This window comes from Pedobacter sp. GW822-FHT03F06, assembly GCF_058801365.1.
Map to the genome: position 1 here is coordinate 216,479 of NZ_JBXANE010000003.1, position 14,062 is coordinate 230,540.

10 protein-coding genes and 1 pseudogene are annotated in these 14,062 nt (G+C 43.0%); all 11 read right to left on the minus strand.

The features are described from left to right. Positions 1 to 137: 137 nt before the first annotated feature. A complete protein-coding gene (locus tag AC1RJ8_RS06415; RefSeq protein ID WP_492953268.1) occupies positions 138 to 305 on the minus strand; it encodes a hypothetical protein in 168 nt (55 codons plus the stop codon). 44 nt (positions 306 to 349) lie between these two features. Then, positions 350 to 571: pseudogene (locus AC1RJ8_RS06420) on the minus strand (acyl-CoA thioesterase); the annotation flags it as partial. Between the two features lie 105 nt (positions 572 to 676). Beyond that, positions 677 to 1,162: a cupin domain-containing protein gene (locus AC1RJ8_RS06425; RefSeq protein ID WP_492953098.1), complete on the minus strand. Its 486-nt coding sequence runs from the start codon at positions 1,160 to 1,162 to the stop codon at positions 677 to 679. Between the two features lie 324 nt (positions 1,163 to 1,486). Beyond that, positions 1,487 to 3,694: an aldehyde oxidoreductase molybdenum-binding subunit PaoC gene (gene paoC, locus AC1RJ8_RS06430; RefSeq protein ID WP_492953097.1), complete on the minus strand. Its 2,208-nt coding sequence runs from the start codon at positions 3,692 to 3,694 to the stop codon at positions 1,487 to 1,489. Position 3,695: 1 nt separating this feature from the next. Then, positions 3,696 to 4,646 (minus strand): FAD binding domain-containing protein, encoded by a 951-nt coding sequence (locus AC1RJ8_RS06435; RefSeq protein ID WP_492953096.1) that lies wholly within the window; start codon positions 4,644 to 4,646, stop codon positions 3,696 to 3,698. Positions 4,647 to 4,680: 34 nt separating this feature from the next. Further along, positions 4,681 to 5,316 carry an aldehyde dehydrogenase iron-sulfur subunit PaoA gene (paoA, locus tag AC1RJ8_RS06440; protein ID WP_492953095.1) on the minus strand — a complete coding sequence of 212 codons (636 nt, stop codon included), beginning with the start codon at positions 5,314 to 5,316 and terminating at the stop codon, positions 4,681 to 4,683. 185 nt (positions 5,317 to 5,501) lie between these two features. Then, the gene (locus AC1RJ8_RS06445) at positions 5,502 to 5,981 is read right to left on the minus strand and encodes a cyclophilin-like fold protein (protein ID WP_492953094.1); all 480 of its coding nucleotides are present in this window, start codon (positions 5,979 to 5,981) and stop codon (positions 5,502 to 5,504) included. A 343-nt stretch (positions 5,982 to 6,324) separates the two neighbouring features. Continuing rightward, positions 6,325 to 9,213 carry a M16 family metallopeptidase gene (locus tag AC1RJ8_RS06450; RefSeq protein WP_492953093.1) on the minus strand — a complete coding sequence of 963 codons (2,889 nt, stop codon included), beginning with the start codon at positions 9,211 to 9,213 and terminating at the stop codon, positions 6,325 to 6,327. Next, a complete protein-coding gene (locus tag AC1RJ8_RS06455; RefSeq protein WP_492953092.1) occupies positions 9,126 to 11,414 on the minus strand; it encodes a Gldg family protein in 2,289 nt (762 codons plus the stop codon). The genes AC1RJ8_RS06450 and AC1RJ8_RS06455 overlap by 88 nt, the downstream gene beginning before the upstream one ends. Before the next feature lie 75 nt (positions 11,415 to 11,489). Then, positions 11,490 to 12,419 carry an ABC transporter ATP-binding protein gene (locus AC1RJ8_RS06460; protein WP_492953091.1) on the minus strand — a complete coding sequence of 310 codons (930 nt, stop codon included), beginning with the start codon at positions 12,417 to 12,419 and terminating at the stop codon, positions 11,490 to 11,492. Positions 12,420 to 12,661: 242 nt separating this feature from the next. Further along, positions 12,662 to 14,062 (minus strand): RagB/SusD family nutrient uptake outer membrane protein, encoded by a 1,401-nt coding sequence (locus AC1RJ8_RS06465; RefSeq protein WP_492953090.1) that lies wholly within the window; start codon positions 14,060 to 14,062, stop codon positions 12,662 to 12,664.

The following is a 14,062-nucleotide window of genomic DNA, read 5'->3' on the forward strand; positions in this document are numbered from 1 at the left end:
CTATAAATCATCAAAGCTAAGGACGCATAACCTTTTTGTCCTATCCCGACTACTTGATATCAATATTCTAATCATGATTTTATGGTTTCGATACCTATTTCAGTGAAAGCTCATCAACCCCGACTTCTACCATTTCGCTATTTATAATATTCTGCATCTTCCATCATTCGAAGCAGGCCCATCTGTAGTACTTCGGGAAGTTCCCTCATAATTCTTCTAGCTTTGATATCAAACCAAACGATATCCACCCGTAAATTTGCCTTTGTCTTTCCGTTAGGGTCTTTAAACTCATGTAAATATTCCATTTGGTAGACGACTCATTCATTTCTTCGATAATAAAATTGATCGTAACTTTATCCTTAAATCTGATTTCCCTTTTGAAAACGCATTCCTCTCTTAATAAAATCGGAGCAAAGCCGTGATTCTCCATGACCTCCATTGTGATATTGTAATATTCTAAGATCTCCATTCTATATTGGGAGGCCAGGTCATAATAGCTGCTGTGTTTAACATGGAAGTTTGGGTCCAGGTCAGACCATCTCAAATTGATATTTCTTTGTTCTATTGCCATTTTTTTAAATTCATTTCTACGTTTTTGGCTAAACCAGCAGTGACAATCCCCTGGGTCTTCCAGTCTAATTTTTAATTCCGGTATCAGTCATCGTTGATGGTTTCGTTATTTTCCATTTTGATATTCTTGATCGGAAACGGGCTGCAACCATTTTACAATTCCTTGCTCTGTGTTCGGAACGATGTATAATTGTTGTACACCTTGATTAGGGCTTGCTCCATGCCAATGTATTACATTTGGCGGGCATTTCACTATATCACCTTTTCTTACAGTTTGACGTGGCTCTCCTTTGATTTGGTGGTAACCGGTTCCATCGGTAAATATTAGAATCTGACCTGCGGGATGTGAATGCCAGTTACTTCTTGCCCCGGGCTCGAAATACACGTTGCCAACGACGGTATTATACATGGTATCGGTTTCCACCAGGCCAATGTTCCAGGCCTTGCCGGTAAAGTTGTCAGCGGGACCTAGTTTCCCTTTTGGAAATATAGCTTGCACATCTGAGGTGTTATTTTTTTGTTTGGTCTGCGCAACACATATACTGATACAAGCCGACAAGGTTAAAATAGGAATTATTAATTTTTTCATCATGATGTTATTTTTATTTTTAAATGTATACCTGTAATTTTTTTTAAACTGAAGCCTGTTTTCTTCAATACGTTTTGATTTGTTTTATGTTACTTCAACCATGGTCACAAGGACCTGGATCTAGTTTGGAATTGTCACTTTACTTTCCTAAAAGAATTGCTTCCCATGACTCTATTTAGGCAGTTTTTCGCCTATCCTAGTTCATTTTTTTTTCTGCGTTCAAAACAGAAAGCTATGTTGCTTATGGATAGTGTGCTGTCTCCTGGTAAAAGAAAAGTATTTCCCTAGAAGCTACGGCCATCAAGATGAACAGGGAGCTGTTACTTTCTAGGTCGTTAGTTCCTTTTTTAGAAGTTTATCCATTGTGATGGGATATTCCCGGATTCTGATTCCCGTAGCATTGTAAACCGCATTTGCAATTGCCGCTGCTACCCCGACCAGCCCGAGTTCACCAATCCCCTTAGCTTTCATAGGTGACATCGTTGGATCCAGGTCTTCCAAAAGGTTGACTTCAAGATGTGGGACGTCTGCATGAACAGGCACTTCGTAGCCGGCCAAATCATGATTGACAAAAAAACCTATTTTTTTGTCGACAACAAGTTCTTCCGTCAGTGCTGCACCGATCCCCATTGTCATAGCGCCAATAACCTGGCTACGTGCAGATTTAGGGTTGAGTATTCGTCCGGCGTGACACACCGCCAGCATTCGTCTCACCCGGACTTCATAAGTGAAGCTGTTAACAGCGACTTCTACAAAATGGGCGCCGAAAGTGTCCTGTGCATATTTTTTGGATAAATCGCCATAGGTCATCTCGTCCTCCGCTATCAGTTCAGCCGCTTCTGCTGCTTTCTCTAAGGGAAAATGTTTATTGTTAAAACTTACCTTACCATCTGCAAATGCAGCCTTACCGATCTCAAGTCCGAAAATCTGTTCTACTTTTTCACGCAGTTTCATACACGCAGCATACACCCCTGAAGTAGAGGATGCAGCGCCCCATTGTCCGCCAGAACCTGAAGACTCTGGGAATGAGGAGTCACCCAGTTTTACAACTACCATGTCCATACCTACCCCCAGCATTTCCGCTGCTGTCTGTGCAATGATTGTATAACTGCCTGTACCAATATCGGTCATATCGGTTTCTACCGTGATTATGCCTTTACTGCTTAGCTTTACTCTGGCAGCGCACTTCGCGATTGGTGCTCCACGAACTGCCGAAGCGACTCCCATACCAATAAGCCAGTTACCTTCTTTTCTTTGTCGGGGAGTTGCACTCCTGTTCTTCCAATTAAATTGCTTCGCTCCTTTTTGAAGGCACTCTACAAGCAAACGTGTAGAAAAAGGTTTGGCGGGTTCTTCGGGATTAAATTGCGTATCATTTTTAATGCGGAATTTCACCGGATCCATGCCCAGTTTTTCAGCGAGCTCATCCATGGCAATTTCAAGCGCCATCATTCCCGGAGCCTCTCCCGGGGCTCTCATTGCGCTCCCTTCGCCTAAATTAAGCACAGCTAATTTTAATTGGGTCATTCTGTTTTTTCCTGCATACAGTGATCTGGTAGAAGCTGTAGTAGACTCCGGTATACCCCCAGGGATGTTGCCCGATAAACTTTCGTGACCAATAGCCGTAATGACCCCATCCTTATTCGCTCCAATTCTTACCCTCTGGATAGTAGCGGGCCGATGGGTAGTATTGTTAAAAATCAAAGCCCGTTGCAAGGCGATTTTTACTGTTCTGCCTGTAATTTTAGCGGCCAGTGAGGCAGCTACCATATCAGAGAGTACAGTACCCTTTCCACCAAATCCGCCCCCGATAAAACTCGATATCAGGCGAATATTATTTTTATCAATACCAAGTACATTGGCCAAATCCCTTAACCCCCAATTAATTTGCTGAATGGAGCACCAACAGGTAAGCTGATTTCCCTCCCATTTGGCAATAGTGGCATGGGGCTCCATCATGGCATGTGATTGATCGGGTGTAAAATAGGTCTCATCAATCTTAACGGGTGCTGCTGTAAAGGCAGCATCAAAATTTCCGGTATGTGATTCCGGCGGAGGACCAAATTCGCCAGCCTTGGGTACAATTGCTGTTTTTCCCGCCTCACTAAGATCAAATTCACCCTTACTCTTCAGGTAGTCCACCTTGATCAATGCGGCCCCTGCCCTGGCCTGCTCGAAGGTTTCGGCAACCACAATAGCGATGGCCTGGTGATAATGATCCACCTCTGGTCCTGCAAACAGTCTGTCGGCATAAAATTTTCCGGTCTGAAGGCTCCCTGCATTTGCCGATGTAATGACACCCAACACCCCTGGCAATGATTTGGCGGCTGTTTGATGAATTGCCTGTATCCTACCTTTTGCAATACCCGCCCCAACGATGTAGCCGTAGACTGGCTTTGAACCATTGATCTCATGTTCATATGCATATGTTGCTGTACCTGTTGTCTTTCTAGGGCCATCGATCCTGTCAACTGGCTTTCCAACAATTTTCATTTGGTCTATCGGGTTTTTACCCGCTGGTTTATCAAATTTCATATTACCTCCTGGATTGTTGCAACACGGATTCTACCGTTCGCTGTACAAGTGTTCTCTTAAATTCATTTTGTGAGGTGGGTCTTGATCCCTCCAGTATCCGTTCGGTAAACTTTACGGCACCAGTTCTCAAATACTGCTCTGCATCGGTAACTCGCCAGGGTTTTGCTGCAACCCCGCCAAGGGCAACCCTACCTGAACCATCAGGAAAGATAATTGCACCTACGGAAACAATAGCGAATGCGTAAGATGAACGGTCTCTAACTTTTTGGTAAAAGTGTTTCCCACCCACAGGCGGGGGAAGCACAACTGAAGTGATCATTTCATTTTTCCGAAGTGTTGTTTCCAGATTGGGAGTATGACCTGGCAGTCGATAAAATTCGGCAATAGGAATTTTTCGTTCGTTGCCGCGATCATCAATGGTTTCAATCACAGCATCAAGGGCCATCATTGCAACAGCCATGTCACTGGGATGAGTGGCGATGCAGGAATCGCTACTGCCAATGATTGCAAGTTGCCTGCTAAAGCCCGCAACAGCCGCACAACCACTTCCCGGCACCCTTTTGTTACATAACTGATTGGTATCGTAAAAATACGGGCACCTGGTTCTCTGAAGAAGGTTTCCACTTATCGTGGCCTTATTGCGGAGCTGACCTGATGCACCGGCGAATAGTGCCCTGGATAGCAGGCCATAATCTTGCCTAACCAACTCATGTGCACCCAGATCCGTATTGGATACCATTGCACCGATACGGAGGCTACCTTCAGCCGTTTTTTCAATTTTATCTAATTGTATTCTGCTGACATCGATAAGGTGGGAAGGTGTCTCGATTTGTAATTTCATTAAATCGAGCAAATTCGTCCCCCCTGCAATAAACTTTGAACCCACATTGGCGGCAGCAGCTTGAGCACCTTCTAATGCAGAACTTACCCTCTGGTATGTAAAAGATTTCATATGGTAGGATTATGATTAAAAAATTTATTCCTGCTTAGGCATTTCTTTCAGCGACTTCGGCAATCGCTTCAATTATATTAGAATAAGCTCCGCAGCGACAGATATTACCACTCATTCGCTCTCTGACCTCCTCACTATTGAAGAGTGGTTTTTGATTGAGGTCAATACTTGTGTGGCTGGGAATACCCGATTTAATTTCCTCAAGTACTGCTACTGCTGAACAGATCTGGCCGGGGGTACAGTATCCGCACTGGTAGGCATCATGTTTAATGAATGCGGCCTGCATGGGATGTAGATCAGTCGGTGACCCCAAACCCTCAATGGTTTGAATTGTATCATTTTCATGCTGTAACGCCAGGGAAAGGCAGGAATTTATTCGTCGACCATTGACTAGTACCGTACAGGCGCCACATTGACCGTGATCACATCCTTTTTTGGTTCCATTCAATCTTAAATGCTCCCGAAGTGCATCGAGCAGTGTTGTTCGGGTATCAATAGTCAACTGCACTTCCTTTCCATTTACTTTGAAAGCAACAGATGCCAAGGCAACCTTATCTGATTTCGCCGCTTTGATTCCTGTAATATTAGTTGCTGCAATTGCGGAAAGGGCAGCAGTGGTACCAACGATCATATCTCGACGGGATATCTTGAATTTATTTTCCTCTTCCATAAAAACTATAAGTTTAAATTGCTACCATTCTATTTATGTGATATTGTCTGATGTTGCCCTAACAATAAACCCACTCAAAGGAACATCATGATTATTTCATTCCTAAGGCTGCACTTCTTGCGATCGATGAATCAATTTTCTCAGTCCAACAATGCATGCGGATCAACTGATTATCACAGTCATCCTTACTGCGTTTCAAACCTTACTGAAACTGTCCCTGCGCCTAAAGCTGCAGTATATCCTGCGATATTATCTACCTTTCCAAGCCTGGAATAGCTAAACGTGGTATTAAATCCTTTGTAAAAAAGCACCAAACAGTTATTTCCGTACAACATCAAATCTCCTTCCTGAATATTGCCTCCAACGGTTGCAGTAGTTGGAAGTGTGGAGGAGAAGTAGTAAAACTTTTCATTTGCGTTTAAGTCATCCATATTAAGTGTGAGCGGAAGCATTGCTCTGAAGGCGGTCGCACTCGGATTGGTGTAAAGGGTTGCGGTAAAGACAGAGGATCCAACGGTAATCTTAATTTTACTCCCGGTTGGACTATTGGAAGCCGCATTATTTCCCTCTGGTGAGGTTACCGGTTCGCCCAGGTCACCCTTACCACAACGCGTAAAAACCGTAATGACAAATATTAGCGACAGAAATAATAAATACTTTTTCATGGATAATGTCTTTTTTTATGTTTTATATTTTGAGAAATTTCTTCTTGCCAACGAGGCTATTCTGCCAAATGAACTCTATCAGAGTTTTTTTAAATGATCTTGCCTAAAGCCCTTATTACAAATATACCAAGGGCAGTTATATAGTAGTTTATACACATTACGGTATTGTTTACCACTTTTACTGATTACAGTTTCTTAATCAATAATTTTTGCCGTAATGTGGTTGAATGGCTCTGGATGTTGGCATTAGAGAAACCCTGAGCGGATGACAAGATCCCAATCAGTGGTAAGCCATTAAATAAACCAGCGCGGGCAATGGCCCCGCGCTGGTTTAGAAACATTGCTATAGGGGGCGCAAGGTAAAAATGATGCAATTTTCCTGGCTTAGCAGTTTTTTACTTTGAGTGATGCTGTCTTTTGTATTCAGATTTTTCATTGCCTGCTGTTCAATGAACAAGTCTTTTAATGGATCATTGTTCATGATTTGTTGCTGGATGATTTCCAGCCAGAATTGATTGCTTCGCAATGCTAGTTCCTGAGACCTTTGGCTTTCAGCCCTAAATTTCCCCAGCTCTTCAAGGGTGACCCCGCTTTGGGCCAGTTTAGATATTTCCTCCTTAGCGGCATTAATAAGCTGCTCCATTCTTGCCGGATCGCACTCAAATGAGATGGTGAAAGCATAAAAGTTTATAGGTTCCTTGGATTTCGTCTTATTCACTCTTGGCGAATACACGCCCCCCTCATCTTCTCTCAACCTTTTGACCAGCCGGGACTGGAGTGTCTCTGTTAACAGGTCGATATATAAATTATTAACCGCTCCATATTCATAGCCTCCACTTAATACCATTTGAACGGTCGCCTTATTGGATTTTCCAGACCTTATATCTTTTCTGAACTGACCTTTTGGAACCCGAATATTTAAGTCCTTTGGAGCCTCCGCTTTTCCGTTAGGGGGTATGGCACCCAAATATTGTGCAGACCATTTTTTAAGGGAGTCAATTTCAAAATTACCTGTAAAGACAAAGGTAAAATCCCCGGGATTTGAGAAACGCTGGTAAAATATAGACTTTACTTTAGCGGAGTCGATTTTCGAAAAATCCTGCATAGCAGCAGGCTTACGGCGTAGATGGTAACCGGAAAGCACATAATCCACAGTATCAGAAAATTCGCGGATCGGATCCGGTAAACGGTTATTGAATGCCTCTCTTGAAAGGGTGATAATGCTGTTAAATTTTGCGGTATCTAATTTTGGCTCACTCATGTAGAGATAGATCATCTCCATGGCAGTAGGGAGGTCCTTTGAAGCGCTGCCCCCTGAAAAGCCTTCCCTTCGTTCAGCAATGTAAGGTTGTATTTGTACGGCTTTTTTGTTCAACAGCTGGGACAATTGACTTCCATTAAACTCCCCAAGTCCACTGCTGGTAACAAAGCCAGCGGCATATTTGGCTGAAATGAAATCATCCTGGCTATAAAGTGAGGTTCCGCCCCCACTAAAACCGGATATCAAAACCTGGTCATTTCGATAATCAGTAGATTTGGCAAAGATATTCAACCCATTGTCCAACTGCCAGTGATAGATACCGTTCTCTTCTTTTTCCTGTTTTGAAATCCTCCCTGGTTTAGGTAAGGTCCTTAACAATTTTTCGCTTGATTTAGCCAATTGGTAAGGTTCAACGGCCATGCTCCCTATATCAGACATCCACTCATTCAACAATTTTTCATCCGGAAGCTTCTTAAGGCCTTTATCAGGCCCAATCACCAAAACAGTCTGATCACTACTGTTTAGATATTGCTTAATGTAATTGTTAATGTCCTGACTGGAAATTTGAGCAATGAATCGATGATAAAGCGCATCTCTTTCAAATCCCGATAAGTATGCATCACCTGTCAGAAAAAATTTAAGGTAATCATCCGCGTAAGCTGCAGAACTGGTTTTGTTATTTTCTGATTTAGCGATTTCCATAGAACGATTGGTTCTATCTTTGGCCAGGGAAAGTTCCTCTGGGGTGAAACCGAAACGCCCCACCTGTTCAATCGTTGACCAAAATGCCTTAAATCCGCTCTCAATGGTATTTGGATTGAGAGACACACTAAATCTTAAAGCATCCAAATTAGCTACCAGTGGACCAACATCTGCCCTGGCAGAAGAATATGCGGGTTTAGACCGGTCATATTTTTCGGATAGCCGGTTGGCAAACAGCAGGTTGACTAATCTTTCTAATAATCGCCTTTTGAAATCAGAAGGCGTTTTTAATGGCTGGTTAAGCTGCTTGAAGAAGTATTGAATAGCGTATTGCGTAAATTCCGGATCACCGACTTTTAAGAACCCTTTATTCGGCTTTAAAGGTATACGATAAGGAATTCTTTCAGCGGGTTTTTCAGGAAGCTGAAGATCGGAGAACAACTTAATTACTTGTTGCTGGACTTGATCAACATTGATATCCCCTACAATAATTATCGCCTGCAGGTCAGGCCTGTACCAGCGCTTATAAAAGTTTTGAGCAACTGAGACATCAGCATGCAGTATCACATTATCAAGCCCTATCGGCATTCGCTGTGCATATCTGCTTTGATTAAACAGAAGTGGCTGATATTGTTCGGCTAATCTGCTGGAAGCATTTAAACGCTGCCTTCGCTCTTCTTGTATTACGCCACGTTCTTTATCGAATTCGATTTTATCGAGTGTAGCATCTGCAGCCCAATCTCGAAGGATTTGCATACCATTGTTCCACAGCGCAGCATCATTAGTTGGAAGAGGCAGTTTATAAACCGTCTCATCATAGCTTGTATAAGCATTCAGATCAGCGCCAAATTTCACACCGGAACGCTCAAGATAACCAATGAGTTCATTTTTAGGAAAATGTTTTGTCCCGTTAAAATTCATATGTTCAATAAAATGTGCAATTCCGCGTTCTTGTTCATTTTCGACTATAGAACCAACTTTGTTTGCCAGGTACATCGTTGCACGTCCAGCGGGCTCGAGATTTCTCTTGATATAGTATCTAAAGCCATTTTTCAGGATACCGGTTTTAACCGAGGTATCCCTTGATAAACCAAGTTCTTGAGCTAATACTTTGTTTAAAGTGCAATGGGCGATAATGACGATCAAAGCCCCTATGAAAATATTTTTCCTGTTATCCATAGTTATCTTCTTTTTCTGGATATCAACATCCATGAAACAAACAGCGCGGTCAGTCCCGGCAATACCGCAAGCAGAATCCAGCGAATCCATGACAGCTGCGCATTATTCAGGAGTAGCTTATTGTCGATAGATTCCTTGCGGGTGGTATCTATCGGAAACTCCCCATTGCTAAACCAGCCAAAAAGTTCTGTAATGAAAGTAAAGTTTGCAGCCTTTGGGCTCTGCCTGATAATTTCTGCGTTACTCATAAAATCAGCATCACCAATAACAAATATTCTCTGCTCATTATTGCCAACCTTTCGTTTAAGTGCTACTGCCAATGGGTAGGATGTCTGTTCACCACTTTTTCTCTCATCGGCCAGCTCGGCTGCTTTATTCAGGCTCAGTTCATTTATTCTCCAGGAATCTGATGCCTTTGAAGTAATTACCGGGAAAGATTCGTACAGGCCTCCCGGCAAAACTTGTATAGCGCTAACAGTTGGAGTGGTGACCATACTACTATCGAGCTTCAAAAAACTGCTATTTTTAACAAGTTTGGACCAGCGCCGCACTGAAATCATTCCCATCACAAATGATGGCTCGAAGTTCTGGCTTTTCTGCACCATCATCCCATCCTCGATCCTGACATTTAATGGCGATAAAGCAATATTTAATATAGGTCCACTACCTGGCTCCCCGGCGATCAGCAAATTGCCACCCATTTTGATGTAGGATGACAGGTTCGCTAATTCCTTGTTGCTATATGCACTTTTTGGATCTGCGATGATCAGGATGTTAACATGTTTTATAAGCTCAGGGTCATTCAGGGAAACTGAACTCACATCAAAACCTTGATTTACAAGCGCATACCTAAAAGATATCTCATTAGTTGATGTTTGGTAATCCTGATCACCGGAACGGATGATGTTGCGCTCACTGTGACCAGTAACAAAGCCAACCTTCGGCGAGGGGGTGACTAGGCGCTTAAGAGCTGCCGAAACTTCTTTTTCTGCGGGATATTTAAACATATCATCATACATTCGAAGCACTGTTTTTTTTCCCTTATAGGTTAAAATCCTCACGAGTCTGTTGCGCTCCGGTTTGAGGTCAATGAGTTTTTTGATTTGTTCCGGGCGTAAGAAGCTTTCAAAATCAAGTTCGGTAGCCTTGGCCATTTTGCGGGCGATCTGTTCATCACTCAATCCGGGATTTTCAGCGTAAAGGCGGGTATTCTGAGAATGATCCCAATAATAGACATATTCCATTTTCATATTGGGTAAGAAACGAAAATACATATCAAAGTTTTTCCTGTCGCTATTTTGAAAGGCAGGTAATCCATAAGAATAATTTTCATCCAAAAGATTGACATATGTGGTGATCAGCACAGGTTCATCGAATTTCTCCACTATTGTCCTGCTGTCAGTAGTCAGGGTTCGCCGTTGATTTGCTGTCATATCGATGTAGCTGATAAACTGTGGTCTTGAGCTTAAATATCCGAGCAAAAGCATCACCACGATAAGTCCCAGATACCGCATTATCCTTGTGGAAAGAGAAAGTGTCCTTCTTTCAAATTCGAGCTTAAGAAGGGTCAAACCGAGGAAAAGAATGATAACGATTAAAAAGTACAGGACATCATTGGACCCGATGAGGCCATTGATGGATTCTTCTGCTCTCCCGTTGATGGAAAGAAAGTATGTAATGTCTCTAACAAAGGGAATATTTTGCCAAAGTGTTCCGATAAAATTCAAAATGGCAAGGACTACTAGCGTACTAATTGCTGCCACCACCTGGTAACTTGTTAAACTGGACATAAAAAGCCCAATGGCGGAATACGCGCAAATTAGTAAATACAGCCCTATGACTCCGGAGATGATAAACACAAAGTCAACGTTTTCGATGGCAAAATAAGATATAGCCCCCAAAGATAGCAGCACACTGATGAGGATGAAACAGAAGGTGACCATGGCGAGGTATTTACCTGCCACGATGTCGATCATTCTTATTGGTGAAGAATATAACAACTTGATAGATCCACTATGTGTTTCTCTACTGATAAGTCCCATTGTGAGCAGGGGAATGTATAGGTATAAATATTCCTGCATTTTGGGATAAAGTGCCATAAATCCGGAGAATACGCGGTCTGTAAGACTTTGGGCCACTTGACCCATTTGCTGCGCCTGGTCCACTCGCATCATAATGGAGGTGTACTGCCAGCACGCCTGAATGACAAAAACCAATAGTACAATCCATGCTACAGGAGAGTAGCATAAAAGGCTTAGTTCTATCCGGGCAATTCTTAATATATTTTTCATGCAAATTTAATAAGTCGTGATAATGATATTACCTAGGCAGGTATCTGGAAGCCCAAATCATGCATAGGTTCGATTTTATGATTTTTTCTTGTTAGACAACTGGGCGAATATCTCATCAAGGGAACTTTTCTCGAGCGTAATCTCAGACATTCTCCATCCCGCTCCGGTGCTGATTTCAATCAGCCGTTCGCTGATCTGCTCGCCTTCATCGAAGTGAATCCTAAAGTTGTTTCCATTTATTGCCTCCGCCTTCCTGATGCCTGGAATTGTTTGAAGTACATCTAACGATGGAGGATTGAGAAGGTTCATTGTCAGGCTATTTGGCGCTATGTAGTTATTAAATGCGTCCATGGTATCGGCAAAAACCATCGAACCGTTTTCTATCATCTTAACCTGACTACAGGTAGCCTGTATCTCAGACAATATGTGAGAGGAAAATATAACTGACTTTTCCTCGCCGACTTCTTTGATTAGTTTGCGCACTTCGTAAATCTGATTGGGATCCAAACCGTTTGTCGGTTCGTCCAATACCACGAGTTTTGGCTCGTGAATAATGGCCTGAGCGATTCCAACTCGTTGTTTATAACCACCCGAAAGATTGGAAATCAGCCGATTTCTAAAATGCGATACGCCGCACTTCGCCATAGCCTTATCTACTGCAGCAGGGACATTTTTTTTCTCAATCAGTCTCAAATGTGCGCATTGCGTTAGATATTCGCTCACGGTAAGTTCCATGTACAACGGCGCATTCTGTGGCAGAAAACCAATAAGTTTTTTTGCTTGTATCGGATTTTGCTGCATGGTGTACCCTCCAATTTCAACAGTCCCTTCTGTTTGGTTGAGCACCCCGCACATGATATTCATGGTGGTGGATTTGCCAGCTCCGTTGGAACCTAGCAGGCCCAGAACTCCAAGTTCCCGGATTTCAAAATTGATGTCTTTGATTGCCCATGCGGTACCATAGCGATGGGAAAGGTTACTTATTTTTACGATATTATTGTCCATTTTCTTTAATTATAATGTAGAACCAAGTCCAATTACCAGTTTGTGACCAGACACGCTTTTAAAATAAAAGATGTCTCACGTGTTTTCAATGAACTCGAAAGCAGCTGCTGAATTCGTGTTCGAGTGAGGTCTTTTGTGTTGGAAACTTTCTGGCGGACTCGTTTGTCTCCCTTAGATCTGCAAACGCATGACCATATCAGGCACAGGGCCAATCGCCCTGTGCTCAAATGATTATGATAAAGCTAAAAGCCCGGATTTTGGGTTAGCTGAGGATTTGCATTGATGATCGCCTGGGCAATAGGATACAATTTAGCCTCCGGGCGGTAAGTCGCTTTCAGTGCTGAAAGTGTTGCATCCGCCCTACCTGTACGTTTTAAATTGTACCATCTGAAACCCTGTTCGCAGAAAAATTCCTTTCTAAACTCGAGAGCGATTTCATTGAGCAGTGAAACTCGGTCCAGTGTTGTACTTGCAGCGAGTCCGGCCCTTTGATGTACCACATTCATGTCTGCCAATGCCCCGTTCAGGTCTGTTCCCAGTTGGGCTCTTGCTTCTGCCCTGGTGAGATACATTTCTGCCAGGCGGATAATATTCTGGTTTTCGAAAGAGTTTGCCGCAACGGCCTCTGCGTTATTTCTGTACTTATATTTGAAAGGAATGTTATAGACAGTGCCTGAGATTGTTCTTCGGCTGATCCAGTTTATGCCCCGAAGATCATCTGCCTGGAACAACTGCACCAGGTTGGGCTGTAAATCATAATTCAAAGCCGCAAGTGTATTTGAGCCAGGCAATAATGTAGCGGCCTCTGTCACATACTGATTTGTTTCTGATACCGGGGCGCCAAGCTGCCAGATGCTCTCCCGATTATTTCTCTGGAAGACTCCGCTGGCCATGGTTGAGGATGGAATCATTGAAAACAGGTTGGAAGCAATTACTTCTGAGGCATTGCGTTCAGCGTTCACATAGTCACCTGTAAATAAATAAGTTCGGGCCAACAGTGCCGCAGCTGTATATCTATTTACGCCAATCCTGTTGTTTGCGGTAAAAGAAAAATCCGTCAACAAATTATCCTTTGCCTCTGTCAGGTCGGTTATAGTTTGATTATATACCGTTGCCGCGGCAGTGCGGGGCAGGAATGCAGTTATATTGATATCTGTCTGGGTAATCAGCGGTACATCTCCGTAATGGTTGACCAAATTAAAATAGCAGTATGCCCGCATTAATTTCGCTTCGGCCGTGAGCTGCCTTCTTATTCGATCGCTAGTTCCGCTATAGTTTGCAAGCCCCTCAATGATGGCATTGGCTTGATAGATAATGTTATAAAAATTTGTGAATAACGTTGAGGATGCACTGTTCGGAAGATAAGTATTATTATAATACTCCTGATTCACAAGTACCCCTGATCGATATCTGAGATCATCTGCCATGAGCGCCGTTGTTACACTAAGGTCATTCTGTCCCTGCGAGGCGATGAGTGCCGAGTGCATTCCCGAGAGGGCTGCAATTGCAGTGCGGTCTGATGAAAAGATAGCGTTAGAAGGCGTTTCATTCAGTGGTGGTTGTATTTCCACTAATTTCTCACAGCTCATCAGACAGATGGCCAGCCCGGCAAATGCGAAAAGATTGAATATGTTTAATTTCAT